Here is a 25,972-nt window from a genome sequence, read left to right as displayed (position 1 = left end):
GCCCGAAGGGCCCCACCTGAGCAGTGCCCGGCCAATGGTCTGGCGGCTCGGGGTCAGAAACAAGCATGGAAAGTTGAGCAGTATGATCAGGACGTTAAGTCTCGTGATGGCGTTGACAATCGGGAGCTCTCTGGCCTCGGCGCAGGGGACCAAAGACACGCCATCGGGCACGCAATCCACCTCCGCGACGCGCAGTGGCACGGGCACGAATTCCGGATCCGACACGATGGGCGGCGCCTTCAAGGGAACGGGGACGCCCAGCTACGGCACCAGCCCAGGGATGGGGTCCCAGAAGAGGACGCAGAATTAAGTGTGGCGGCTGGCGGGGCACCGCCGGCAACCCGCTCAATCCACCTCACCGTCCAAGACGATGGCGGACCGGAACGACCCCGGGATAAGGGCGGCTGGCCCTATCGATGCGGGGCCGTTGGACTGCAGCGGCCGTACATGAAGCCGAGGCGAGCGCCGGCACTTCTAAGATCAGCTCTTCTTTGCCGGCTTCGACTTCAAGGAAAGACCAAGCCGCAACGCCATGCGCTTGATCGCATCGGGCGAGCGCCCGAGAGCTTTCGCTGCCTGCTCCAGCGAGGTTGAAGACTTGGCCAGCTCGATGAGCCGGCGATCTTCCTTGAACGACCAGGGCCTGCGCGCCATAACCGAAATGATCCTCTCGTCGACACAACGACAAAGCCGCCAAGCGGACCCATGTTCGCTCGACGGCTTTGCTTGGGTGGGGCCGGGCTTGGGGGAGCCCGGTGCGAGATGGATAAGCAATCGCCGAAAGTTCGCAACAAACAACGCGGGTTAAGCTAACCTCTCAACCTTACCGCGATGAAGTTGGTGCATGGCGCTCCGTAGAAGCACGGATGCTTCTTCAGCGGTCTCGTCCGAGAGGCCGCTCCATACGTTCGAGAACGTTTCGCAAGACCTATCGTGCAGATCGCAACTGTGCCCGATGACAGCGCATCCGGCCGCTTCGTTCGAGGCTGCCGCCGCCGTGAACACGGGTTAACATCGCGGGCTGGATATCGCCCCCGAACGATGCGAGATTTCGTCATCCTCCGGGCTCGTGGTTCTCGCGACGGCCAAAATTCAAGCACCACGTTGCACAAACTTCATCTTCCTCTGACAAAACTTTCAGCGCCGATGATCTTGAAGTCGTCAGAACATCACGTTGAAATGTACCGGGAGGAGCGTTCCGATCATTGGGAACATTCCAAATGTTTGCAATTCTGGTTCTGATTTCGATTTTTGCAGCTGGCTTTTGCTGCGGCTACGGCGTGCGGGCATGGCGCTCGCGCAGGCGATCGGCACGATATCGTCTCTATGCACCCTACACGCCGGCAGCGATGGGCGCCAAGCAGAGTGAGCATCCATCGTAGGCACACAGCCATGTGAGCGCACACTGATCCTGCCGTGCGGCCGGGTCGGATAACCATGCGCAGTTAGGTTAACGTGGTGCGGCGCTTGAGAGCTTCGGAAAGGCAACCTAGAACGTAGCAATTCATGGTGAGAGTTTAGCCGCCTGTATTTTCGCGGCTCGCATAGGTGGGCGTGAATGGCGTATTTGATTGCTTTGCTGGGCGCGACTTGCGTCCTCGTTTTGATCGCGTTTGTTCGTGGCTTTGAGCGGCGGCTGAAGGATCGTCCGGGGCCTTGGATCATGAACGTGGGCCCTGCGAATGACTGATCAAAGGCACAATGCGCCGCGCAGATATTTCGTCAACCCCCGGGGGCATCGCGTTCTGATCGGCCTGTCTCCGGAAGAGACGGCGGAGTTCGAAGCGCTGGATCTCGCATCGAACGAGACAGGGCAATTTACATCCGAGGTCCGCGCGCGAAAAGGAGCCGCTGCCGACGGCGAGATCCGCTGGCACGAGCTGTATTCCAAGCACGCGGGAGCTTGGCGGGCATGGATTGCACAAAGCCAGACCGCACGGGCGCCGGATTCAGGATTTGTTAACTACGACTGACCGATGGTACCCGCCTGGATCTCGTATGTGGGATGGCCCGGATGTTTCAGCTGTTCCTGAGAGCGCGCGCACACAATCTTCTCGGCTCCCGCCGCGAGGACAAAACCTTCAAGGCCCGCTCGGCCGAGCGTGATGCGGAGACCGACCGCGGGCGGATCGGTGCCGTTTTGGCCGCGATCGAAACCGCCTTGCAGGAGGCGGAGAGGGAGCAGGCCGGGCTCAACCGGCGTGTCGACGATGCGCTTGCGCGTGCCTCCGTCACCTTCGGGAACGGCACCGACGAATATCTCGAGCGGGAGCCGCTCGACAATCATCATCAGGATCTCTTCGCGGCCGACATCTCGAACGGCCAGCGCCGGCTCAAGGAATTGGCGAGCAGCATCGCCCACTTGAAGTTCGTCAAGACGGCAATGCTCACGCGCTTTCCGGATTTCAAGCCGCCGCAGCTGAACAGCTAGGAGCGGTGATATTTCTGCGCGCTCTGCGGCCGTGCTTCGAGACGCGGCTCTGGAGCATGGTCCGAACAAGTGCGCAGTCACAATTCAGCGCGCTTTGCCGTTTGGCGCCTCGTTCCTTTTTGGTATGGTCCGGCAAGCATTCACCGAGTGAAGGAGCAACGACGTGCCGGTCAAGAATTTGCGGACATTGGTTGGGCTGGCATTCGCTTTGACATTGGCCGTGCCGGCGACGGCGTCGGCCATCACTGCCGAAGTGGCGCGGGCATGTGACGCCGCGGTGGCCAAGGCCTTTCCGCCCAGGCAGATCGGCAACCCCGCAGCGGGGAGTGCCAAGGGAACGGGCAAAGACCAGCGCGAGTACTTCCAGAAATGCGTCGCCAACAACGGCAAGGTCGACGACATGCCGGCGGATGCGCCAAAGGACAGCAAGCCGGCCAAATAGGAAACAAAGGCTGCGTTATCGCCGCGGCGGCGGGCAGGGCGAGTAGAACGCGCCGTTCGCCGCATTGATGCGCTCGACGCATTGGTTGGGATCGGTGATCGTCCCAGCGATGGTGAAGTCATAGCCCATGCCCCTGACCACCACGATGTAGCGGCCGGGCGCGAGCGTGAAGCCGTCTTGCTCTGGTTGCAGCAACAGCATTCTCGACTGGTCGTCGATCGGACCTACCTTGTAGGGGTAGGACATGCTGCGGATGACCCAGGAATCGCCGGCGCTGACCATGGTGGCTTTCCCGCTGGCATCGACGCCCATCGCTCGCGAGACTTTTGCGATCACCCGAACTTCGGTCCCGCTGGCGTCGATACCCCCGTCGGGCCTGAACACGATGAATTTGACGTCGCCGTCCATCAACGTGGTCGCGCTCGGCGTGTTGATGGCGGCCGAGATCGCGACCCGCCGGTCCGGAATTTTTCCGGGAACCGGCTTCAGCTCGTGGAGCTGGCCCTCGCTCAAGGCGTAGACGCCGAACGTCGTTGGCAAAGGCATCGAGGGGTGCGCCGCCGGCGCCGGCTCCTTTGCGCTCTCCGGGATTCGTTCAGCGGTCTCGCTGGCCGAGGGAGTCGGAATCGCGGTCAGCTGAGGCTCCGGGCCCTTGGCCGAACGTTCGGGCTGCGCCATCTGCGACGATGCCGTCAGTTGTGCCTTCAGCCGCGGCCAATACACGACCGCGGTGCCGGCGCCAGCAATGAGCAGGAGGATCGCGGTCAATCGAACGAGAGACTTGAAAGCGCCGCTCCGTTTGGGTTGGTCGGGCGATCCTGGCGGTGCGGCAGGACGCCGCGGCGTCTCGGCAGCCATCGGAATGGCTGATGACGCCGAGGCAGCGAGCGTCGGAATGGGCGGGGGGACGGGAACGTTCGCCGGTGGAGAATTCGCCACGGGAACCGAGGCATCCCTGGTCGGTGAAGACTTCTCGCTTCGCTCAAAGGCGCGTTCGACCTCTCGAATGGCGCGTTCGAGGACTTGCTGGAGCTCTCGCGCTTCCCGCGCATCGGCGTGGGTGAATTGTTCCAGAAGCTTGACGCGAGCCAGCTCGTAGACGACATCCCGCATCTGCCTGGGGTCGCCGGAGACTTCGCGGATCCGCTCTGACAACAGGCGGACGAGCCCGGCCTTGATCTCTTGCGCCTGCGAGGCGTTGGCTGCGGTGTCGCCGGTCTCGGTCATCAAGAGCGATCAACTAGCCCGGATAGTGCTGTTTCGCTAGGCTTTTTCACCCGGATCGCGTCGGTTGCGGTGAAACACGCTGATGCTCCGGCCGCAAAGGTCCTGCGCGGTCGTTTCGTAGCGCTTGCTTTTGGGCGGAAACCTGTGACATTTCGACCGGCTCCTTCCTCCGGTGTGTGACCATGCGCGGCATTTTGACAGCAATCATGTTTTTGGCCTTTCTGGTTCAGTCTGCTTCTGCACAAGGGACCAAGGATCAGGCCAACACGACTAGCTCCAGCATCGTGACGACGACCGACAAAAAGAAGCAGACCACCCAGACTGCCTCGCGGCCTACGGCTGTCCGGAACGTGGGTAGCGGTTCTACCGGACAGGCGGCCCAAGGTGTCTGGAGGAATGGCAAGCTGATCGCGGTGCCTCGCTGAGGTCACCCGTACCGCGGTGAGGTCGCGCAACGAACCGTGATGCCGTCGTGAAGGAACGGTCTTCGCCTCCCTGACGTTCTTGCTCGGGAGATATCGCATGAAACGAATAGTCTTGATCACACTCGCCCTTGTGGTGCCTGCGGGCGCCTGGGCCCAGGGCGTCAGCGATCCGTCGACGCCCAACCGCAATGTGATCATCGTCAACCCGTCGCAGCCCGCGCGTCCCAACGCGACGCCGAATATCCCGAGCCGGATCGAGCCTCCCGTGACGACTTACGGACGGGCCCGGCCCTATCACGGGAATACAACCCGGGGCAGCGGGTCGAGCCGCCGTTACTAAAGCGTTTTCGAGCGAAGTAGATACCCCTTCGCGCGTCGTGGGCCTGCCTATTGCGGGTTGACTTCGACCTCCAGAGTCGACGTCCCGGGATCATGACGGTTCTTGCCCGAAATCAGCAGCGTGAACTTGTCGGCGCCTCGCGCTTCCCTTTCTGCCGAATAGCGAAAGCCGGACCCGACCACCGCCAATTGTCCCCGCGATGGCCCGCTCACGACCGACACGCTGAAGATCTGCATATAAGACCAACGCAGTCCCTGAATGCAGTCGGCGCCAGGCGCGATCGACATCGTCCATTTCACCGTGTCGTGCGACAGCGCGAACGGTGTCCGCTCCTTGATGCAGATGGGGCTGGCGTGAGCCGTGAGGGCGGACATGGCATACGCCGCAACGGCAACACGCAACAACGATACCAGGCTTGCACGCATTCTCGCCAACTCCATCGACAGATGCCGAAGTCTAGCAGCGATGGTCTAACGAGGCCTTAGAACGACGCTATTGTCCTTGCGGCGCTCATCCGATGCCGATCGCAGATAGGTCGATCATCGCTCGGCCTCTCTCCGGATCATGCCATACTAGACCTGTTTTGCCCGACGGATCAAGCCGGATTTCGGGAAATACGTAAGTCATTGATTCGGTTGGTGCCGGCTACTGTGCATGGGGTTGTTTTTCGCTTTTTGAAGGGACGGCCGCTGCGTTCCGAAAATGTTGCAATTGGCAGCCGCATCAGCTGAAGTTGCGGCTGCCGCTCGGCCCCATTGGAGTCATCGGAGTGCGACCCGTCCGCTGCAAGTCCCTGTCAGACCGCCGGAGACCGGCGCGTGCGCCGGTTCAGGCGGCCGTGGCGGCCGCTGTCGGATTGGCTCTTTACGCCTGCCCGCTCTCGTGCCGTGCGCAGACCGAGCCGGAGCCGTCCATCAACGACTATCTTCCGCCGAGCGAGCCGGAAGTCTCGCGCGACGAATGGCGGCAGCGCATCGAGGATGCGCGGCGCCGTGCCAAGGGGGTTGCGCGCGAGCGGCGCGAGCATCCGGAGCTCTACAAGCCGATTCCGGAAGATCCGGATATCGTCGCGACCGAACGTCTGCTTCGCGACGACAGCCTGCAGCGAGGCGACATCGTCGCCACCAAGAAGGGCATGTTCGTCTACCAGGGGCGATCCGATCAGCCGCGCCGCGATCAGGACTTCGTGCCGGTCAATCCGAAATCGGTCCGCTGATTTAGTACCGCCGCAAGATCTCGTTGAATCTGGGATCGGTCACTTTCGTCGTCTCCAGCAGCAGCGACTTGCCTTGCGGCGTTGCCTGCACATAGGCCGCGATCAGCAGCGGCTCGTAGCGCGAGCGGTTGGCCAGCGCCGACCGGATGTCGGATTGCGCCAGCAGCTTGATCTCCTCGTCGGTTGCCGCGGCGCTCGAGGTCACGGTGCGGACGCGTGAGAAGGCAACGTCGATCGGCACCGACCCGGTCAGGTACGACATCTTCACCGCAGGCGTGACCGCCTCGCCGGCCTGGGCCTGTAGCGTGCCGAGCGTGAGCCAGAGCGCCGGCCTGATCGGCGAAACTTTCAAGGCTGCCACGACAGCGGCTTGGGCCGTCTTGTTCTCGCTGGCCCTTCCGCCTGCCTCGGCCGACGGACGATGCAGAACGTCGGCGGCCATTGCCGCCGCATGATTTGCCAGGAGGTCGCCATCCCACGAAAAGGATGCCAGGCTGCCTGCCGCCGCGAGCTTGGCCTTGTCCGGCGGAATCTCGCCCGAGAACAAGTCGCTGGCGCGAAAGTTCGGCCGTACGAGATCGCCATAGAACGTCATGCCGGCGTGGAGCGCCAGCGCGATCGCGGTCAAGATGCCAATGGCGCGAAGCGTGATCACCGAAGTTGCGGCCTGAGCTTTCAAATTGCGAGAAGACTATCGCCTTGGATCGTCAACAGGGTCAAGTTGCCGGTCGCATAAGCGCCGGTGTCGATGTTGATGCGATTCGACCGGATATCGGGCGCGCTGACCGGCGTATGGCCGTGCACGACATATTTGCCGAAGCGCTCCTCGGAGGCGAGGAATTCCTCGCGGATCCAGAGCAGGTCCTCATCCTTCTGGCGATCGAGCGGGACGCCCGGTTTGACGCCGGCATGGACGAAGAAGAAGTCGCCGCAGGTAAAGGACGAGGGCAATTGCTGGAGGAAGGCGAGATGCTCCGGCGGGAGCGCACGTCTCAGTCCCTCGATCAGTTCGACCTGCTGCTCCGCGGAAGGGTTCATCGTCGGCGTGACGCCATAGGAGACCAGCGTCAGCAGGCCGCCATAGTGGCGCCACTCCTGCAGGCGGGTCGGGTCCTTGAGCACCTCGAGCAGGAAGACCTCGTGATTGCCCTTCAGACAGACCGTCTCGTGCGACTTCGAGCGTTCGATCAGGAGATCAAGAACGGCGCGTGAGTCCGGGCCGCGGTCGACATAGTCACCGAGAAAGACCTGAATGGCGCGTTGCGGCGCCGAGCGGGCCAAGTCGGCGTCGATCACGGTTAACAGCGATTGAAGCAAGTCGGCGCGGCCATGCACGTCGCCGATCGCATAGACGCGGACGCCATCGGGAAGCCGCGGCTTGGTCTTCTTGCGAAAGCGGGAGGAAAGGCCCATCGGGTCGGTCGAATCGCATCCAGCGTCACGAGCGGAAGTCGTGACCGCTCTTAGCAGAACAAGTCACACATCGGTATTCTTAATTGTTTCCAATCGATGAGCCCGCATTTTGATTAAAGCCTCGCGTGGCCTTTGAGCCGTATTTCAAGAGGTCTCGCGTAGCGTCTCCCCAACAAGAACGGGGAGCGCGACATGCGCAAAGTTGTGAAGTTCCTGGCGGCCGTCGCCGCCATCGTCGTTGCTGCGGGGGTGCAGCAGAAAGCGGAAGCCGCCTTCGTCGGGGCGCCCCTGGGGCTGCGTGGTGCCATCCACTACATCAAGTTCGACCAGCCGACGCTGCCGCCGATGGCGTTCACGCTCTTCTGCCTGAAGTACAAGGACGAGTGCAGGCCGCGGCCGCAGCGGATCGTCTTCCGGGGCGGCCGCCTGAAGCTGACGGCCGAGCGCATGGCGCAAATGCAAGAGGTCAACCAGCGGGTCAACACCGCGATCCGTCCCGAGGCCAATCTGGAAGGGCTGCGCGGCGAGAAATGGCTGCTGCATCCGGCAAGCGGCGACTGCAACGACTATGCCGTGACAAAACGCCACGATCTGATCGCCAAGGGCTTTCCGGCGCGCTCGGTGCTGCTGAGCGAGGTCGTGACCAGCTGGGGCGAGCATCATCTCGTGGTCGTGGTGCGCACCTTCTCCGGCGATCTCGTGCTGGACAATCTCTCCGGCCACATCATGCCGTGGTCGAAGAAGCCCTATCGCTGGGTCCGCATTCAGTCGCCCAAGAATCCGAACTACTGGGCCTCGCTCGGCGACCGCGCGGTCTGATCACCCGCGCGCTATCGTGATCCGGATTGGCTGACGCTCTGCGATAGCCCCAGTCCCAAGATCACCGAAAGGCAAAGGATTGCTGCCGGGTGCAGCAATCCGGGACCGGCAAAGCTCTGAACCAGCGCAAACAGGACGCAGGCCGCGGCCGCCGCCGGAAAGAACGAGTCGCGTCCGCGCTGCAGGGCGCCGACGAACAGGCGGACCAAAGCGAGCAGGCTCACCGCGATCATGGCGACCAAGCCGACCCAACCCATCCCCGCGAACACCGATGTGGCCGCCGAGGGCGCCGTCAGGACGGCGCCGGCATCGCTCTGATAGATCCTGCCCACCGCAGGAAAAGTCCCGGCACCGGCGCCGAACCAGCGTGTATCGGCCAGCATGCGCTCGAGGGCGGCCTTGGTCTCGGTCCCCATCTCCGGAACGAGCCGTAGGAGGATCGGTCCGGAATTCTTTTCGAAGAGGAAGGTCAGCACGATCGCCGCGCCGATCAGGGCTGCCACCGACAACGCGCTCGCGGCCAATGGCGACAGATCCAGTCTGCGGATCACGAGGATCAGCAGGATCAGCACGACGCCAAAGGTCGCCGCGATGGCGCTGTTGGTCCCGGACAGCCCAAAGATCGCGGCGGCACTGACCAAGGCTCCGACCAGACCGCAAAGTCCGATCGCGACCGAGCGAACGATCGAATGATGCGTCTCCGCCCGTTCAGCGGCGAGCTGCATCACCGCCAGATTGAGCATGAGGCCGAGCCCGGCCAGGCTCGTCGTGAGGTCATGGGGGACGGATCCGGCAAGCGCCGGCGAGAGCCGATGCAGGTCCAACATCAAGGCGGAGATCGCGGTTACGCCGCTCAGCACGAACAGAACCAGCTCGGCACGGCCGCGGTTGCGGACCACCAGGATCGCGACGCCAAGCAATGAGATCGCGGCCAGCGCCAGCAGCAGCGCATTCACCGTCAAGCCGATATCGGCCGTGATCGGCCCGAGCGACAGGCCACCGATTATCTCGTGAGCGCTGGCCCAGATCGGATGCGCAACGCGCAGCGGAAGCGGAGCGAGCTGGGCCGCGATGCACAGCGGAATGGCGAGCAGAATCCAGCGGCCCCAGGAGGTCGCACGAAGATAGTGCTCGTAGTCGGCCTTGCGCGAGCTCGAGGCCGCGGCCAGCAGGCCTAGCGCTGCGGCGATCGACCCCAGCTGCGCGCCCAATGAGGCGCCGGCGATTTCGAGAGCGGAAGCGGAAACGATGGAGACGATGAGGGCAAAATAAGCGAGGGACAAACGGCGCGCTCGAAGCGAATCCTGAAACGGTCAGGTCACCATACAAGCGGGCGGTGCGTTTTCAAACAGAGGCTTGCGTTGCGATCAGCGCGTGGCCTTGACCGGCCGACCGAAGACGCGGGTGGCGCGTGCGGCGGCAAGGGCAAAGCGCGCCCCCGAGCCGAAGAGGTAACCGCCTTGGAGGGCGATGGCGGCGAACGCCGCAGCCTTTATGCCGTCAAGGAAGCCCAGGCTGGTCATCATGCTGACCGGCAGCATGGTGAGCACCAGCGCAAATGTGACCGGCAGGAGCACGAACACGCGAAAGCGTTGGCCCAGCACGGCACCTGTGAGAAAGCTGAAAATCAAAAAGGCGGTCATCCGAAACACTCTCCGTGCTCCGGACCCTAGATTCCCCGCCTAAAAAGACCCTTAAGTTGTATGGCTAAATTTAGCCTATTGGCCGCAATTTGCCAGCAGCGCATGATAGGCCTCCCGCAGCCCGTTGAGCGCCACCATACCCTTGATCTCGCTGTCGCCTTCCCTGACCACCACGGACAGGGAGGCCGTCGTCTGCCACTTTCCGGCAGCAAAGGCCGAGACCTCGTCGGGCAACAGCACGGCTGCTCCCGCGGCCGCCATGCTTCCCTCGAAGCTCAGGGTGCCGCCGCCGCTCGCCGCGATGGTCACCTTGGGGCGGCTCCGGGGCGGGAAGGGCCGGATCAAGGCCACCAGCACATCGACCTTGCCCTTCGGGGCGCAGCGCACGATCAGGCCGGCGAAGTCCGGGTCCGATTGGGTGGTGTCGGCAGTCTTCATGATGGCCGCGAAGCTCTCGCCGTCCTTGGCCCCTTGGGTCCGGGTGAATTTCCAGACGGACGTGGATGCAGGGGCGGCGACCTCAATAACGGCGCCGCGGCACAACGACCCCGCGCTGCCAAGGCAGGGGACAGCGGCGCGATCGGCGGCGCCAAAGAGGGAGCCCGCCAACAGCGGGATCAGAAGGAGGCCAGACACGGGGTTCCTATCCTTAACAAAAGCCTTGCACTCGACACACTACGCCTCGACAGGGGCTCATTGCCCTCTGACCGGGCACACGAAATACAACAAATGGTCACAAAGACTTAAACCAAGCCCCAAAGAGTGGCCTGCACGCAACACTGGCCGACGGATCGCTCCGTTAACCACCGGGAACCCTTGTCGCACCACCCCCTAGGCCGTACCAATTCACGTCACTTGGGGACCCACGGGCGCGATTCATGTCATCTATTGCCAAGACCTATGTGTTGAAGCCAGCTTTTCTGCTGGCCGCTTTAGCGCTCGGGGCCTGCTCGACCAATCCCGGCTCGGGACCGCTCACCGACGACGTCAACAACAAGATCCAGACGGAAAACGCGCCGGCCTACGAGCTGGTGCCGCTCAATCCGGCGACCGTGAAGATCCTGCACACCCATGAGCCCAAGGGCCTTGCAGGCGTGTTCACCGACCGCCGCCCGCCTGCCAGCATCGTGTTCGGCATCGGCGACGTCGTCAGCGTCACCATCTTCGAAGCCGCGGCGGGCGGTCTGTTCATCCCGGCGGAAGCCGGTGTCCGCCCGGGTAACTATGTGACGATCCCGGATCAGTCGGTCGATAATGACGGCTTCATCACCGTGCCCTATGCCGGCCAGATCAAGGCCGCAGGCCTGACCGCGGTCCAAATCCAGCGCGCGATCGTCGAGAGGATCGGCAACCGCGCCATCGAGCCGCAAGCGGTCGTGGCGATGTCCTCGCAGCGCACCCAGCTGATCAGCGTGCTCGGCGAGGTCAATTCGCCCGCGCGTTATCCCGCGAGCGCGGCGGGCGCGAAGGATCGCGTGCTCGATGCGATCACCCGCGCCGGCGGCATCAAGGGCCAGGGCTTCGAGACCTGGGTCATGCTGGAGCGTGGCGGACGGCGGGCCACCGTGCCGTTCGAGAATCTCGTGATGGCGCCCGAGAACAACGTCTATGTGCGGCCCGACGACAGCATCTACGTCTATCGCGAGCAGCAGAAGTTCCTGGCGTTCGGCGCCAGCGGCCAGAGCGGCGAGTTCAACTTCGACGCCTGGCGCATCAATCTCGGCGAAGCGGTCGGCAAGGCTGGCGGTCTCCTGGACGGCCAGGCCGATCCGGCGGCCGTTTATCTCTATCGCCGCGAGCCGCGCGAGGTTGCGGCCCAACTCGGCATCGACGTGAGCAAGTACACCTCGGAGACGATCCCGGTCATCTTCAACGTGAACTTCCGCGATCCCGGCGGCTTCTTCCTCGCCACCAAGGTCATGATGAAGAATGGCGACATCATCTACGTCTCGAACTCGCGCAACGTCGAAGTTGCCAAGTTCCTGAACTACCTGCGTGTGATCATGGCGACCGGCTCGGATGCCATCAATGTCAGCAACGATGCGCTGATCTTCCGCAACAACATCAAGCTGGCGCCGTAAGACGCCGACTTGATCGACCAAATCGATGGCACCGGGGCTTTGTCCCGGTGCCATTTTCGTTTAGCAATCGAGGCGGTTCTGCTGCGCCGACAAGCCCGGGATCTGGATCAAGGCGCCACTCGGCACGGGCGCGCCGGTCATCGGTCACCCCGCGGCTTTGCAAGGGGCTTCATGCGCTTTCGAACATTTTGCCGTCTTCTGGCTCTCGTCCCGCTTACCTTCGCGCTTGCACCGGTCGGGCCGGTGCTCGGCGCTGCCGCAGAGATGGGCGTCCGCCATCGCATCGATGTGATGGTTTCCGCTGAGCCGGATGCTCCCGTCCTGTCGCGCCTCAAGGGCGCCAGGGGCGAGCTGTCCTTCACGGTTCGCCTCTCGGCGAACTCCAAGGAGAGCAAGTTCTTCGGGATGCTGCGCCCGTCCTTCCCCGACATCGTCGTACCCGATGGCCCGGGCAAGCCACTGGTGCAGCAGACCAAGCTCTGGGAGGAGGATGTCTGCCATCAGCGCCGCGGCCTGCCGAAGGTTACCGTGACCCAACTCGGCGGGCATTTTGCGCAAGGGGAGGGGCGGATCGAGATTTCCGCCATCAACCGGCACATCGGCGTCCTGGTCCCGCCAGACGAATTAACCCCCGGAATAAAACTCGATCAGGGGAGTGATAGCTTTGGATTATTCTACGCATTCCGAGCGCAGAGCCGGAACAGCCGCCTCAACGTGGATCTGAAGATCTATCCGATCGATTGCTTCCTCTAAGCCCAAGAGCAAAGCTCGCAAGACATAACGATGCGCCTTCGGCTTCCCAAGATTCGCTGGTCATGGAGCCTACCCGCGGTCTTCATCCTGTTCTTCGTGGCCGCCGGCGCGCCGTTTCCGTTCGGCTCGACCAATGATCTGTCGATCGCGTTCTGGTGCCTGTGTCTCGGCATCGCGGTGATCTTCGCGCCGACGCGCGATCTGCGCAGGCCGCATCTCTGGCTGCTTGCGGGCATCGGCGTGATCGTTGCCGCCTATGCCTTCGTGCTGCACGAGCAGCTTTCCGATCATCCCTTCCTCGCGCCGTTCCAGCCGATCTGGAAGCAGGCCTCGGATCTGCTCGGCGTGCCGATCGCCCCGTCCGCTTCCATCGTCAAGAACGAGGCGTTCTTCGCGCTCGGCGCGCCGCTTGCCAACATCCTCGCCATCGTGCTCGGCATCACCGTCGGCGCCGATCGGATGCGCGCGCGCCGCCTGCTCTGGGTGATCGCGATCTCGGGCGCGGCCTACGCGCTCTATGGCGTAGCCTCGTTCCTGATCGAGCCGACCATGATCCTGTGGCGGGACAAGACGGCCTATCTCGGCAGCGTCACCGGCACCTTCATCAACCGCAACACGGCGGCGGCCTATTTCGGCTCCTGCGCGGTGATCTGGATGCTGCTGATCCTGGAGGACGTCCGTCGCCGCCTGCCGGAGCGGCACATCGAGTGGCGGCGCCTGTCGCTCGACCTGCGCGCGATCCCGCCAAGAGAGATCCTGCCGCAGCTTAGCTGCCTGCTGATCTGCCTGATGGCGATGTTCATGACGACCTCGCGCGCCGGCGTCGGCCTGTCGCTGCTGGCGATGATCGTCGCCTTCACGCTGTTCCTGCGCAAGGACCTGCCGCCGCGCACGGGCATCTGGATCTCGCTCGGCTCCGGCGCCGCCGTCGCGCTCGGCCTGTTGCAGCTGCTCGGCGGCCGCGTTTCCAGCCGCTTCGACAGCCAGGGCCTGGTCGACGAGGGCCGCATCGAGGCCTGGAAATCGACGCTGCGGATCATCGCCGACAATCCCTGGTTCGGCACCGGCATGGGCACCTTCCAATGGGCCTTCCCGCCGTACCGCAGCCCCAACATCTCGATTCGCGGTGTCTGGGATGCCGCGCATTCGACGCCGCTGGAGCTTGCCTCCGAGGTAGGCATCCCCATGGCGCTGCTCGTGGCGCTCGGCTGGGTCATCATGCTGCTCGTTCTGGCCATGGGCGTGTTCGGGAGGCGGCGCGATGCCATCATCCCGCTAGCGGCAGCGGCGACCGCGACGCTATCCCTGCTGCACTCGTGCCTCGACTTCACGCTCCAGGTGCCCGGCTACAGCATTCCGTTCTTTGCGCTTTTCGGCGTCGGCTTGGCCCAGTCTTTCTCAAGCCGGGAGGCCCCTGCCATTGCGGACGCCGGCGCCGTGGCGCCGCGAGGCGAGGGCCGCTCCGCAACCGTGCCTCCAGCCCCGCGCGCTCAGCCCGAGCTTTACAAAACTGTCTAGATTTGAAGCAGTTGCGCTGTTTACGAAGTTTTTAGTATAAATAGACAGCCCTTCTTTCTTTCGCTAGGTTCTTGCACTGCACAGCCATTTTGCCCGGGCCGAGGAAGCAGATCGGGGCAGCTGATTTTTTGGAGGTTGTTTTATGAGCGTTATCAGAAATGCGCTTCGCATGGCTGCCGCCGCGGCGCTTGCCGCCACGATCACATCGGCCGCCAACGCCGCCATTTACCCGCCGCAGCGCCAACTGCCGGCCATCGTAATTTCCGAGTTCAAGGCTTCCCCCAATAGCCTGCTGCAGCAATATCCGACCGGCGGCCCGCAGCTGATCTCGCGCGTGCGCGACCTCGGCGCCTCCGATCCGACCACGCTGCCCGGCCTGATCGCTCTTCTGAAGGATCCTGCGACCACCAAGGACCAGATGAACGCGATCGTCGCCGGCCTTGCACAGGTCGCCCGTATGGCCGCGCAGCAGGACCAAGCCTATGCCAATGAGATCCAGACGGCGATTGCCGGTACCGGCAACCCCGACGTGATTGCCGCCTACCAGGCAGCGACCGGCGACGTCGCAATCGCCGCAGCCGGCGGCGGCGCAGGCGGTGGCAGCGGTTCAGGCGGACCGACGGGCAACGGCTTCCCCACCGGCGGTGGGGGCGGCGGTATTGTCGTGTTCGGCAACAACACGACGCCCAACAACGGCTCCGGCATCGGCAGTGGGTCCGTTGGCGGCACCACTGTCAATCAGGTAAGTCCACGCTGAGCCGTGGATCAGTGAAGTCCTTGTGAAACTTCCTGTAGCAGAGCGGCGCCATCGAGCGCCGCTTTTACGTTCGGGGTCGTTAACGTTCACGCGAATTGTCCGGTGAAAGCCGCGTTGCGCTGCATCAACGGCGTTCAAGTTCAGATGACCCTGTGCTACTTTACGTACAGCGACGGAGCAGGGGGCTTGCTTCCGAGGCCTGGAGGCAATGGCCAAGCCTCCAATCAAGCCTCTATTCCTAAATATGCAGATCGCCGGATTGATTTCAGGAATCGATAGATGTTGCAGGTGAACAAGCCGACCTCGGAGATCAACCATGATTTCGCCGAGGCCGACGGCTCTGCGTCGGAGACGCTGACCTCCTATCTCGACATCATCCGCCGCCAGTTTCCGACCATGGTCGCGATCGTCTCGGCCTGCGTGATCCTGGCGCTACTCTATCTCTTCACCGCCGCGCCGCAGTTCACCTCCGACGCCTCGATGGTGATCGACACTCGTAAGGTACAGCTGTTCCAACAACAATCCGTGCTCGGAGACATTGCGGTTGATGCGGCCACTGTTGAGACTCAGGTCGAGATTCTCAAATCAGAGAACATCAGTCTCGCTGTGATCCGCGACCTTCGTTTGATCGAGGATCCCGAATTCACACGTAACGGCGGGGGGGTGCTCGGTGCCACTCTCGATTTCGTCTCGGCTCTGATATCCGATGGCCGCCCACTCTCTGAGTTTGAACTGACTCGCAAAGCGTTGGAGCGATTTGAAAAGAACCGTACCATAAAACGACTGGGTATGACCTACGTAATGGAGATCGGTTTCACATCTCTTGATCCGGTGAAGGCTGCCAGGATCTCCAACGCGATCGCAGATGCATATATCGTTGACCAACTTGAGGCGAAATACCAGGCAACTCGCCGTGCCAGTGTCTGGCTGCAGGACCGCATCAAGGAGCTGCGTACCCAAGCCTCCGCTGCGCAGAAAGCAGTCGTGGATTTCAAGATTGCTAACAACATCGTGGACAGCGGCGGGCGGCTGATGAATGAACAGCAGCTAGCTGAGGTCAACAGTCAGCTCGTAATAGCGCGTGCGGCCACCGCTGAGGCCAAGGCACGGCTTGACCGCATGAACGACATCTTGAAGCAAGAGATTCCTGATGCAAACGTTGCAGACGCGCTGAAGAACGAAACGATTGTCAAGCTGCGCGCGCAATATGTCGATATGGCCTCTAAGGAGTCGATCTGGGCAGCGAAGTACGGCCATGACCACTTGGCAGCCGTCAACCTGCGACGCATGATGGCCGAGATCAAGAAGAATATTACGGACGAACTGAAGCGAATCCAGGAGTCCTACAAAAGCGATTATGATATCGCCGTAACACGCGAGGAAAGTGTCAAGGGAAGTCTCGCCAACGTTGTCTCAGAATCTCAGCTTACGAGTCAGGCGCAGGTCCAGCTCCGTGAACTGGAAAGCAACGCGCAATCCTATCAAGCCATGTACGACAACTTCTTGCAGCGCTACATGGAGAGCGTGCAGCAGCAGTCTTTTCCGATCACGGAAGCGCGGGTGATCAGCGCGGCAACGACGCCACTCAAGAGCACTTATCCAAAGCCTCTGATCATCCTCGCGGCTAGCCTACTCGGTGGGTTGATGTTGAGCTTCGGCGTTGCCATTGTGCGCGAGTTCACCGACAGAGTGTTTCGCACCACTAGTCAGGTTGAAGATCTATTGCGTGCCAACTGCATCGGCATCCTGCCGGCCCTCGGGGCGACCGTACCTGCTGGCGCTAAGCTAGGCCGTCGCAAAGGCAATCCCCAGCCTGATCTTCTGCGACACGTCGTCGAGCATCCATTGTCGCGGTTTGCTGAAGGCATACGCTCCCTGAAGGTCGCAGTTGACCTTAATTCCGTCGTGCGCGAGAACCGAGTGCTGGCGGTTACCTCCACGCTCCCCAATGAGGGCAAGAGCACGCTCTCCACCAATCTCGCGCAGCTGATCGCGCATTCCGGCTCTAAGGTGATTCTCATCGACTCCGACTTGCGCAACCCGTCACTCTCGCGCGCGCTGGTGCCGACAGGTGCGGTGGGCTTGGTCGACGTGATCGCACAGAAGGCGCGGCTTATAGATGCCATTACTGTCGATCCGCAGACCGGACTTGCCGTGTTGCCTGCGGGCGGCACCTCCAAGTTGCTGCACACGAATGAGATCTTGGCGTCAAAGGCAATGCATGCGTTGGTGACGCTGCTTCGGTCGCAATATGACTACGTCGTGCTGGACATGCCACCGATGGCCCCGGTCGTGGATGTACGCGTTACCTCATTGTTCGTCGATTCCTATATCTTTGTTGTGGAGTGGGGCAAGACGGGTATTGACGTTGTGAAGCACAATCTGATGAGCGCGCCTGAGATTCACGATAAGCTTCTTGGCGTCGTCTTGAATAAGGCCGATACTAAGGCGCTGTCGCGCTACGAGTCCTATCACGGGCGTTACTACTACCAGAAATACTATGCCCGGTATGGGTATGTGGAGTGACTGGAATAGCGATTGGCGGGCGTGGAATTTCTGCCTGCGTTTCGCCCTGCTGCTGTGTGGGATAACCGCTTCGTGGTGGGCTGCGACGGTCTGGCCAGAGATCGCGAGGGCCCACCCCTTGAGCAGCGCGGCTAACCGAATCCTCCGCGACGATAAGTTCAAGTCGGGGATCCTGGCTAACTTGCCAACAATGCAAGACTTCTCGGCTGACCGGCCGACCGTCCTCGCAACTCTTGCCCGTGCGACGGCGATCATTAAGCTGCGCGATAGCGAAGAGTCGTTGCAGCGTGCCGCAACAGCGAGCGGCGATCGCGAACTCGCTGCGGCGGATGATGCGGTTCGCTTCTCGTTGACACGTAATCCGGCGGACGCCCTGCTTTGGCTATGGCTGTTTCGGCTAGAAAACGATCGCAAAGGATACGAACATTCACATCTTGCCTTCTTGGAGCGGTCGTATGCTGCAGGTCCGCGCGAGGGTTGGATCTCGCTCCGGCGCAATCGGATGGCATTGATGGTGTTCGATCAGCTCAGTGAAAATATCCAAAATACGATCGTAGCAGAATACGCTGGAATGGTAGATGCAGGGTTCTTCCGTACCGCCGCTCTTAACTTGGCTGGTCCGGGTTGGGTAACGAAGGATCGGTTGTTGGCCGGGCTAGCTCAAGTCGATCTGGCATCTCGGCAGGCTCTGTCGAGGCAATTCAGCCGAGAGGGTGTTCAGATCACCGTTCCCGGCGTTCCTGAAGAGGAGTACCGGCCTTGGCGGTGATTGCGCAAGCAGTTGAGATGAACGAGCCAGATCTAATCTATCGAAGGAAGTTTTTCAGGTGTTTCATGCTTGGTTTGGCGGTGTTCTTAGTCGGCAACAGCCAATGCCGAGCTCAGAGTGATTTCTCAAGGATCACGAATGTTGGGCCGGCCGAGAGATCAAATAGCCCGGTAGTTCGTGACTCTCTAGGACGCGTGTGTCTGCGAATACAGGCTGCGGGGAAGGCGCATGTGGTCAATCCGAACATGATTGACCACATAGTGAGTGTTAAGAACGAATGTTCGAGATCGATAACCGTTCGAGCGTGCTATGCCGGTTCGGACCGCTGCAATGAGCTTAATGTCGGACCTTACCAGAGGGTAGACACCATATTAGGCACGATGTCTAAGGTTGGTTTCTTCAGATACACGATCTCGCAGAAATAGCTCTATCGGATTTGAAGAAGGGAATGCTTCAACTCACTCGTCGTGAGTGAGTCTCAGCGCCGATCTAGTATGGTTTAGATAAATGCATCATCCGAACGCTCGCTCCCCAACTAGAAGCTTTGACGGTGCATCCTATCTTCTGGTCATGCTTTTGAGTGTTACCCTCTCTGGATTAGCAGCAAACGTGGTTCTTACTGTGGGAACCAGCATAAAAGGTTTTGCGGCGATACCATATGTCAATCTGAGCACGACATTCGCAGCGATCCTCGTGCAGGCGTACTATTTTCGTCGGCTAAGCGGTAACCTGCATGGCCCTTTGGGCTTCGTCTATGTTCTCAATTTTGCCTTCGTGATCCTAGCGCTGATCATCGGGCTACTCTACGAAAACAGTCTGATACATATTTTAGCCTGGACATGCTATTTCCTCATCAATGTGGTGTCATTGCTGATTCAAGGATCTATGAATCGTTACGAAGTCTCCGAACGTCACTTTCTTAATGTTCTTTGCATCGTTTCACTTCTCATTGTAGCTGGAAAGCTTTCCACTAAGTTTTTGGATATGTCGGCATCAGTCGATAACGTGATGCTGCTGACCATGGCGGTTTTTTTTCTTGCCGCATCGGTACCCTTATCCTATCGGCTTTTTGGAATTTTGTTGCTGGTTTCCTCGCTGGTTGGCTTCACGAGCGAAGGCAACTTTCGTCTCGAAGGCAATCGAGCCGGCTTCTTAGCGATCTACGTCGGACTGACAGTCGCGGCTTTGTGTCGAGGAAAGCATCTGCGTTTAGTGCCCCTGGCCTTAATTCCAGTTGTCTTCTATATCGCGGCTTTGTCGCTCGACCGCTCCGTGGTCAATGGGATCTCTTCGCGCAATATTAGAGAAGCAATCCTTTTGATCCAAGGGGATGACATATCACACCATGTTGCTACTCTGCAGCGCTTCTACGAAGTTGATAAGGTGCTCGAAGATCTCGATGATCAAGGAGATCCATCCTATATATTCGGACTTGGACTGGGTCGGACAATCAACATGTCCTCTTCGCTTGACGAATCTGTGCAGGGAGCGTCCATCACCGGCGCCGACAAGGTAAACAATATTCATTTCCTATTGTTTGCGCTTCTTCATAAATTCGGAGTCGTCGGGATCATGGCTCACGCATTCATGTGGGCTATGGTGGCGCGGTACTTGTTTCACCTGTCGCTTCACCGGATGGGTCGGTTTCCCACGTTTGGCTTCATCTATCTGTTTGTCTGCATCACTTACTCGAGCTCGGCATCGATTACCTATTTTAGTAGCCCATATATCGGCATTCTATTTTCGGTTGTCGAGTTCAGCTTTGTGCGTTCGCGTCGCGCTGCGCCATCCCCATTTCGATCAATGGCCACGAGCCGTTTTCTGGCTCGAGGGCAGAACTAAGTGACGTCAAACATCTTCCAATTAGTCATATGCTCAAAAAGATAATCAGTTCCTTGAGAGCTCCTGACCCCGCACAAACCGCTTCAGCTGTTCAAACCGCTTCCTGCCCAATAGTCTGAGCAAGTTCTGACGCGTTATACTGCGAAACTGCGAGCGAGCATTGTTGGTCAGGCTTGTGATCGACAATTGATCCGGGCGGACCAGTTGCATTTGCTCAATTGAGAAAACGGGTTTGCCGCTGATCCGAGCGATCTGAACTGCTTGGCTGAACTCACTTTCAATAAATAGCCGAGCACTGGATTCTTTATAGAAGTTGCCCTTAAACGAGCCGTGAGAGGCGAGAAGCTGCCGCGTCTTCATGTCCGGCAAATCCAACATGATCAGCCTATCGTACTGTATTCCATGCCGGGCTAGCCAAGTCTCCGTTTGGCTCCTGTACTTTTCAAGCCGGCTTGTGACCAATGCTCCGATACGCTTACGCGGCGTATGCAATGCGGGCGCTGAAAGCAAAAACTCGATGTAGTTAGCGCCATCGTCATTCTGTCTATCGGTTGGATCGTGACATAGCACCCCATCGATATCGACACATGCTTCAGCGAGCAGCGGGTGATTCATAATATTCCATTCAAAGAAGCGGGGTTGAGGAACCTGCTCAAGGATTGTGACGGAAAAATCCAATCCCGCTTCACCATAAGCTGCACAATAGGTAAAACGCTTGTTGGGCCAAGCCCGCTCAAGAAGCACCCTAGCTTCTGCCATCGAGCCGCCAGATGCAACGCTATCATCGAAAACGAGAGCGTGACGGCAGTCCGCGACGGTTATGTCCAATGATGGCACGCGGCGGGTACGTCCAGCGGAAAGTACTCTACCTTCGCAGAAACCCTGTACATCTGCCAGAGGCAACTGTTTAGCTAGGGCAACGAGGGCAGCCGCCATCAATCCGCTACGTGGAATACCGACGACGATGTCCAGATCGTCTGGCAGTCTGTGCAATGAAGACACAATTAGCTTCTGAAGATCTGACACTGATCGAAACTGCACGACTTTCTCCTTTAGCGCACCAGGCAACAAGATATGCAATCGAAGCACATTTCGTTCGATCCCGAATAATAGGCAGGCAGTGTTGCTCAGCTATTCGGTGTTGGCACGACTGTTCGATCTGCTCGATCTGCCTAAAATCTCAGTCCAGTAGGGCCGAAGGAGGATAACGTGAGCAGCGGAGATGACAAGCTCCGTTCCTACTCTTGATAGTGCCATGCCAAGTGCGCCAAATATCGGGATCGAAGCTGCCGCCAGTGCAAGATTTACTATGGCGCCCAGTATGAATATGAAAGCGATGTGCCGATCTAACCTTAATGGCACCATCAGATTGTTCCCCAATACCTGACTCACCGCAATGACGGGTAGCATTATTGATAACGTCTGCAGGATTGGCGTCGATTGAAAGAACCGGTCTCCGAAGGCGTGGATAACAATCCATGGAGCCCAGAAGATTAGAGCGAACGCAAAGACCGAAAAAATGGAGGTCGTGAGAATAAGTGCAATGCGCGACAGTCTGAAGGCAGAAACCCGATCTCGAGTAAGCTGCTCGGCAATTCGAGGCATGATTACCGACCCGAGGGGCCTAAACAACATTGTTGACGCCGAAGATACTCTTTCGGCCGCGCTGTAAAGCGCCGCTTCGGCTGTTCCTGCAAGAGCCGAAACCAACAAAACCGAGGCGCTAGTGTAAATTGCAATGGCACTGCGGGAGAGAAATATCGAGAATCCTTCCTGCAACGTACGGATAGCAGCGCTCATGCTGGAGGGCACGATAGGTACGTTCCGAAACATCAAGAGGTGGCCAACCAGAACGGCGCTCCAGATGCCGGTTGCTTGCAACGATATTGCCAGCACTACATCCGACGGCTGTCGTACGGCTAGGATGATGACCACCATGGCGATCACTTGGCCCGTAATTTCAAGTGCAACCGATAGGCCAATCTTTCTCAGGCCTTGGAAGAACCAGGAGACGGTCGCCCCTTGGCCGAGGCCGAGTAAGATTGCAGCCGCCGCGACCGCAAGGTTTGATCGAAGTATCGGACTTGTGGCTGTCAAGAATATCCCGACAGCAACTGCTATCGGGACAAGCAGCGCCTTCGCGAAGATAACCCGCATGACCAATGTTCCGCGAGCCTTCACATCTGGGGCAGCCGCAACCTCTCTAGCGGCCGTGAGAGCAAAGCCGTACTCTGTGATTACTGAGAGCACTAGAGCGGCGGAGTAGGCGGTTGCATATATTCCAAAACTCTCAAGCCCAAGGCTTCGGGTCAGGAATGGATACAGAATAAGTGGCGAAACAAACCGGAAAGCATAGCCTAGGTAAGCCGCACCGAGATCGAGAAGCACACCGATAGGGTGATTTGTAGATTTCATCTGAGTCGAGCGTCATACCGGATGGGCTTTGTCATCTGCTCATTGAGGGGCGACATCATCCCATAGGCGACTATCATTTGCTCAGCAGCCATTTCCCAACTGAACGGCTGGACGAGCTGCTTAGCGTTCGTTCCCATCGTCCGAAGCATTTCACTGGGAGTCTTCGCCATCTTAGCCAGTGCTTTTTCAATGGCGTTTACGTCGTTGGCTGGAATGATCCAGCCAGCGCAAGCCGAAGCGATAGACTGCCAAGGTGTCTGATCGGTGGTTATGATTGGAAGCGAGCATGCCATGGCTTCCGCGATCGACATGCCAAAGTTCTCGAATTGAGTAGGCAAGACAAAAGCATCGGAGGCCGCAAGAGTATCGATTTTGCGCCCGCCTTCAATATGTCCAAGCCACACGATTGACGGTTCCAAACCCAGCGCCGACGCTCGATCGCGCAATTGTCGTTCGTACCTTGAATCGTCGGATGCGCCAGCAATAAGACATCCCCAGCCCAACTCGTAAATTTTGGCTTTTGCCCATGCTTCGATCAATAGATCGGGACCCTTCCGGGGATGCAAACGTGACAGAAACAGAACCCAATAGCGCTGGGGGTCAATACCAATGCTCTCACACGCCGTGTGGCGATCTATAAGTTTTTCGGAGATCGAGAGGTCGATTCCGTTTGCAGCTGTGGCAACGGGGCTGGGCAGTCCAAGTGAGGAGATGGCGGACTCTTCCCGAGATTCAGTCGCATGTAGGAGGTTGGCTTTTGCGAGCGCTGCGCTGATGCCAAGAGGCCAAACAAGTGCCTTAAGCAGCCGGCTTTTTCTCATTGACTCGACGTAGAGCTCTGAGCGGGGAGATACCACCAAGCGGCAGCCGGTTTTTCGTGCGACACGATGCGCCGCCACGAGTGGATAACCCCATACAGTGTGGACGTGTATTGTGTCAGCTTCTATTTCCTGAACGGCAGCCGAGATCATTGAGGTAAGATTTGGGGAGTAATAGCCCTTTTTGATTGGACCAGGCCGTGCCTTCAGCCATGGGAGCGTTGTGGACTCGATAAGCGCATTCAATGGGTTCGCGTCAATGCTAACCAAGATCCCCCTTATCCCCCTCCTATCTAACGCGGCCGCTAACGATGGTACAGAAACCGCTGGCCCTCCATAACTCACGTCAAGCGACGGAACCACGTGAACCACAGCCTTCGGGAGCTTCTTTACATCCGGTTTCATACATGACGACTTTGATTTCATCTGCAACTAGGAGCTGAAAAGGAACGCGGCGTAAGCGCAATCACTATTCGGCTACTGCCTTGTAATGCAGCCGGTTGAGTATTTCGCCTTCAGGTTTTAGCGCAACGAATTTGCTGTCAACCGTACGTACCATCTGTAGAATCTCTCCTAAGTCGTGTGACGAGGAGGTATTTGTCACCAATTCTTCGTTCTCTTTGACAACTGAAGAGGCCAAGGCGGCTGCGGACGAGCCGAAGAGAAGCTGCCCACCAAAAGCAACATTTGCTTCGAATACGTTACCTCTCGGAAGCCATGGCGGATCAGCTGCTCTCTGGATTTCTGGATACGTTTCCCGGATTTTGGGATGAGATAAAGCTTCTTCATAGCTGGAAATGAGACTTCGGCCCGCTTCGGAAGACGGGCCTTGCCAAGTCGCGCCCCTGTCGTCAATTCGTATAGCGACGTTACCATCCAAGAAGAATTTGTTTCCTTGAACTAAGTTATCGCGACCTCCTCCAATCAACACAGGGATGCTGCACCGGCTGAACAAATTTCCTCGGATCGTGACACCACTGAATTGGTCGTCCAAGTAAATGCCTGCTGCTAAGCGTTGGGCAACATTGGGATCGCCAATATCGTGTAGATAGTTGCCTTCGATGAGATTTCCTCGGTTGGCCCAATTGCGCCCCATGTAAATGGCGCCAGCATCGTCCGTTGCGCGAACGACATTTCGGATGTGGTTCCCTAACAGCTTGTGTTCTATTCCTTGAAGAGAAATCGCCGAATGCGGTCCGTTCGAAATAATTGAATTTTGCACTATATTTCCGACGCCGCGTACCTGTACACCCGGTCGATAGCTCAAGCTATCCACTCCGAAGTTCGCTATGAGAGAGTTGTCAATTTGATGATTCGCTCTCCTTAAGTCAGCAAGGTCGCCTCCAATCAACGAGACGCCAATTTCTGAGCTGTCTGTTACCAAGCATCGCTTTATAGAAACGTCGCCGCCGTCCTTCACGACTATGCCCGTCGAGCCCGAATGACCGACAAAACAATCTTCTAAGGTAATGTTTGTGGAGTTCAATACTTCTACGGTATTTGAAAGGGTCTGTTCTAGGGCGAGGCGCTCTACTCGAATGTTTCGCGCGTCTTCGATCTTGAGTAGGCCCTTCGCCACTGCAAGTTCGAATACATCGCTCGATCTCCCATTCAATAGGAACAATCGCTTGTTGCGGCTGTCAATTGCGTAGCTCTCGGTGTCATTCAATTCGCTGTAAATGTTGAAGAGAAAATAGCGAAAGGCATCGGATTTTTTTGAACTCACTTCGACGGCCAGCGCGAGTTCACCAAGCTGCTCCGATGCAAGTTTTATAGCGGATGTTTCGTATTTATAGTCTGCGCTCCAAAAGCCACCTATCCAGGCTTCGGGCTCTCTTTTTATGTGATCAAAAAGTTCGTTTGAGAGCTTTATTCGGAAGTCGCGAGATGAGGAGTTCGCTCTCCTGAATCCCAATATATCGCGACTGAATCCCTTCTTTGGCCATCTAGCCAGTCTTAATCTTTTTCCATTTCTATATAGATCAATCCGACTAGAGGCGCCTACGTGGAGCATTCCACGAGGGGTAATGCCTATGTCGATGCCAGGTAGGTCGGTGGAAATTTGACGGACTTGAGTTTGGATCTGATCGCTAAAATATTCGAGCGTGTCTGCTTGGGGCAATTTCTCGTCCGAAACAACTATTGATCCCCGCAGCGTTGTCGTTGCCGGTCGTTCAGCTCCACGAATGATTAACGGGGCGTCGTCTTTGCCCGAATCTCGATTATCCAAACTTATCGAATTTTGTAATCGAAACACTCCCGGCGGCATATCAACTATTATCGTATCGTCAGGATGATTTGACCTGTGCTGGCGAGCACGCAGCAAAGCGTCTGAAAATGCCGCCGAGAAATCGCTGTTAGCATCAAGCTGAACGCTTACGTGGTGCTCTGCACTCCTGGCGGCCGAACCACTCAACGCAACCGTTGTCACGGCCATCAGAAGTAGCTTAGCGGCGCAACGAAGAGTCTTCATTCATACTCCCGCAGATCAGGTATCCCGGGAGTTGCTGGAGGACGGATTCTTATAATCTAATCCG

Annotated in this window: 25 protein-coding genes; 13 read left to right on the top strand and 12 right to left on the bottom strand. The window is 58.8% G+C overall.

Features of this window, described 5'->3' with window-relative positions; all coding sequences use genetic code 11:
* Positions 1-480 precede the first annotated feature (480 nt).
* The gene (locus tag I6F31_RS15405) at positions 481-774 is read right to left on the bottom strand and encodes a hypothetical protein (protein ID WP_156446746.1); all 294 of its coding nucleotides are present in this window, start codon (positions 772-774) and stop codon (positions 481-483) included.
* A gap of 1,240 nt (positions 775-2,014) precedes the next feature.
* Here I6F31_RS15405 and I6F31_RS15400 point away from each other — a divergent pair.
* The gene (locus tag I6F31_RS15400; protein WP_036011274.1) at positions 2,015-2,431 is read left to right on the top strand and encodes a hypothetical protein; all 417 of its coding nucleotides are present in this window, start codon (positions 2,015-2,017) and stop codon (positions 2,429-2,431) included.
* A 163-nt stretch (positions 2,432-2,594) separates the two neighbouring features.
* A complete protein-coding gene (locus I6F31_RS15395) occupies positions 2,595-2,873 on the top strand; it encodes a hypothetical protein (protein ID WP_225112340.1) in 279 nt (92 codons plus the stop codon).
* Between the two features lie 15 nt (positions 2,874-2,888).
* Here the strand turns inward: I6F31_RS15395 and I6F31_RS15390 are convergent, their stop codons facing one another.
* Positions 2,889-4,100, bottom strand: a complete 1,212-nt coding sequence (locus I6F31_RS15390; RefSeq protein ID WP_225174010.1) for a hypothetical protein — start codon at positions 4,098-4,100, stop codon at positions 2,889-2,891.
* Positions 4,101-4,282: 182 nt separating this feature from the next.
* Between I6F31_RS15390 and I6F31_RS15385 the strand changes: the two genes are divergently transcribed.
* Both I6F31_RS15385 and I6F31_RS15380 read left to right on the top strand, forming a co-directional pair.
* Positions 4,283-4,525, top strand: a complete 243-nt coding sequence (locus I6F31_RS15385) for a hypothetical protein (RefSeq protein ID WP_225185670.1) — start codon at positions 4,283-4,285, stop codon at positions 4,523-4,525.
* Between the two features lie 97 nt (positions 4,526-4,622).
* Positions 4,623-4,865 (top strand): hypothetical protein, encoded by a 243-nt coding sequence (locus tag I6F31_RS15380; RefSeq protein WP_128262894.1) that lies wholly within the window; start codon positions 4,623-4,625, stop codon positions 4,863-4,865.
* 47 nt (positions 4,866-4,912) lie between these two features.
* Here the strand turns inward: I6F31_RS15380 and I6F31_RS15375 are convergent, their stop codons facing one another.
* Positions 4,913-5,290 carry a hypothetical protein gene (locus tag I6F31_RS15375; RefSeq protein WP_225142431.1) on the bottom strand — a complete coding sequence of 126 codons (378 nt, stop codon included), beginning with the start codon at positions 5,288-5,290 and terminating at the stop codon, positions 4,913-4,915.
* Positions 5,291-5,703: 413 nt separating this feature from the next.
* Between I6F31_RS15375 and I6F31_RS15370 the strand changes: the two genes are divergently transcribed.
* On the top strand, positions 5,704-6,081 hold the full coding sequence (locus I6F31_RS15370; RefSeq protein ID WP_225185669.1) for a hypothetical protein: 378 nt from the start codon (positions 5,704-5,706) through the stop codon (positions 6,079-6,081).
* A 1-nt stretch (position 6,082) separates the two neighbouring features.
* On the opposite strand, the gene I6F31_RS15365 is transcribed toward I6F31_RS15370, so the two are convergent.
* Together I6F31_RS15365 and I6F31_RS15360 are read right to left on the bottom strand one after the other, a co-directional pair.
* The gene (locus I6F31_RS15365) at positions 6,083-6,736 is read right to left on the bottom strand and encodes a hypothetical protein (RefSeq protein WP_036035501.1); all 654 of its coding nucleotides are present in this window, start codon (positions 6,734-6,736) and stop codon (positions 6,083-6,085) included.
* A gap of 20 nt (positions 6,737-6,756) precedes the next feature.
* Complete coding sequence (locus I6F31_RS15360; RefSeq protein WP_057026183.1) at positions 6,757-7,494, bottom strand: metallophosphoesterase family protein; 738 nt, start codon at positions 7,492-7,494, stop codon at positions 6,757-6,759.
* A 192-nt stretch (positions 7,495-7,686) separates the two neighbouring features.
* Between I6F31_RS15360 and I6F31_RS15355 the strand changes: the two genes are divergently transcribed.
* Positions 7,687-8,313: a transglutaminase-like cysteine peptidase gene (locus tag I6F31_RS15355; protein ID WP_057026184.1), complete on the top strand. Its 627-nt coding sequence runs from the start codon at positions 7,687-7,689 to the stop codon at positions 8,311-8,313.
* Positions 8,314-8,324: 11 nt separating this feature from the next.
* Here the strand turns inward: I6F31_RS15355 and I6F31_RS15350 are convergent, their stop codons facing one another.
* The 3 genes from I6F31_RS15350 to I6F31_RS15340 form a co-directional block, all read right to left on the bottom strand.
* Positions 8,325-9,596, bottom strand: a complete 1,272-nt coding sequence (locus I6F31_RS15350) for a hypothetical protein (protein ID WP_225142435.1) — start codon at positions 9,594-9,596, stop codon at positions 8,325-8,327.
* A gap of 84 nt (positions 9,597-9,680) precedes the next feature.
* Complete coding sequence (locus I6F31_RS15345) at positions 9,681-9,956, bottom strand: hypothetical protein (RefSeq protein WP_225112347.1); 276 nt, start codon at positions 9,954-9,956, stop codon at positions 9,681-9,683.
* A 75-nt stretch (positions 9,957-10,031) separates the two neighbouring features.
* On the bottom strand, positions 10,032-10,592 hold the full coding sequence (locus I6F31_RS15340; RefSeq protein ID WP_225142437.1) for a hypothetical protein: 561 nt from the start codon (positions 10,590-10,592) through the stop codon (positions 10,032-10,034).
* A gap of 242 nt (positions 10,593-10,834) precedes the next feature.
* On the opposite strand from I6F31_RS15340, the gene I6F31_RS15335 reads away from it, so the two are divergent.
* The 7 genes from I6F31_RS15335 (at position 10,835) to I6F31_RS15305 (ending at position 20,202) form a co-directional block, all read left to right on the top strand.
* Positions 10,835-12,037 carry a polysaccharide biosynthesis/export family protein gene (locus I6F31_RS15335; protein ID WP_225128234.1) on the top strand — a complete coding sequence of 401 codons (1,203 nt, stop codon included), beginning with the start codon at positions 10,835-10,837 and terminating at the stop codon, positions 12,035-12,037.
* Between the two features lie 9 nt (positions 12,038-12,046).
* Positions 12,047-12,790 carry a hypothetical protein gene (locus I6F31_RS15330; protein WP_225185668.1) on the top strand — a complete coding sequence of 248 codons (744 nt, stop codon included), beginning with the start codon at positions 12,047-12,049 and terminating at the stop codon, positions 12,788-12,790.
* Positions 12,791-12,820: 30 nt separating this feature from the next.
* A complete protein-coding gene (locus tag I6F31_RS15325) occupies positions 12,821-14,308 on the top strand; it encodes an O-antigen ligase family protein (protein ID WP_225185667.1) in 1,488 nt (495 codons plus the stop codon).
* Between the two features lie 169 nt (positions 14,309-14,477).
* A complete protein-coding gene (locus I6F31_RS15320) occupies positions 14,478-15,065 on the top strand; it encodes a hypothetical protein (protein ID WP_225185666.1) in 588 nt (195 codons plus the stop codon).
* A 279-nt stretch (positions 15,066-15,344) separates the two neighbouring features.
* Positions 15,345-17,591: a polysaccharide biosynthesis tyrosine autokinase gene (locus tag I6F31_RS15315; protein ID WP_225185665.1), complete on the top strand. Its 2,247-nt coding sequence runs from the start codon at positions 15,345-15,347 to the stop codon at positions 17,589-17,591.
* Between the two features lie 118 nt (positions 17,592-17,709).
* The gene (locus I6F31_RS15310) at positions 17,710-18,360 is read left to right on the top strand and encodes a hypothetical protein (protein WP_225185664.1); all 651 of its coding nucleotides are present in this window, start codon (positions 17,710-17,712) and stop codon (positions 18,358-18,360) included.
* A 507-nt stretch (positions 18,361-18,867) separates the two neighbouring features.
* Positions 18,868-20,202: a hypothetical protein gene (locus I6F31_RS15305; protein WP_225185663.1), complete on the top strand. Its 1,335-nt coding sequence runs from the start codon at positions 18,868-18,870 to the stop codon at positions 20,200-20,202.
* Positions 20,203-20,247: 45 nt separating this feature from the next.
* Here I6F31_RS15305 and I6F31_RS15300 read toward each other — a convergent pair whose 3' ends face one another.
* The 4 genes from I6F31_RS15300 to I6F31_RS15285 form a co-directional block, all read right to left on the bottom strand.
* Positions 20,248-21,243: a phosphoribosyltransferase gene (locus I6F31_RS15300; RefSeq protein WP_225185662.1), complete on the bottom strand. Its 996-nt coding sequence runs from the start codon at positions 21,241-21,243 to the stop codon at positions 20,248-20,250.
* A 90-nt stretch (positions 21,244-21,333) separates the two neighbouring features.
* Complete coding sequence (locus tag I6F31_RS15295; RefSeq protein ID WP_225185661.1) at positions 21,334-22,617, bottom strand: oligosaccharide flippase family protein; 1,284 nt, start codon at positions 22,615-22,617, stop codon at positions 21,334-21,336.
* A complete protein-coding gene (locus I6F31_RS15290) occupies positions 22,614-23,840 on the bottom strand; it encodes a glycosyltransferase (RefSeq protein WP_225185831.1) in 1,227 nt (408 codons plus the stop codon). Before I6F31_RS15290 ends, I6F31_RS15295 begins: the two co-directional genes overlap by 4 nt.
* Before the next feature lie 64 nt (positions 23,841-23,904).
* Entirely contained in the window at positions 23,905-25,908 is a 2,004-nt protein-coding gene (locus tag I6F31_RS15285; RefSeq protein WP_225185660.1) for a right-handed parallel beta-helix repeat-containing protein, read from the bottom strand.
* Positions 25,909-25,972: the final 64 nt, after the last annotated feature.

The sequence above is a fragment of the Bradyrhizobium sp. NBAIM01 genome (assembly GCF_020194115.1).
Lineage (GTDB): Bacteria > Pseudomonadota > Alphaproteobacteria > Rhizobiales > Xanthobacteraceae > Bradyrhizobium > Bradyrhizobium yuanmingense.
This window is presented reverse-complemented; position numbering and strand designations above follow the sequence as displayed.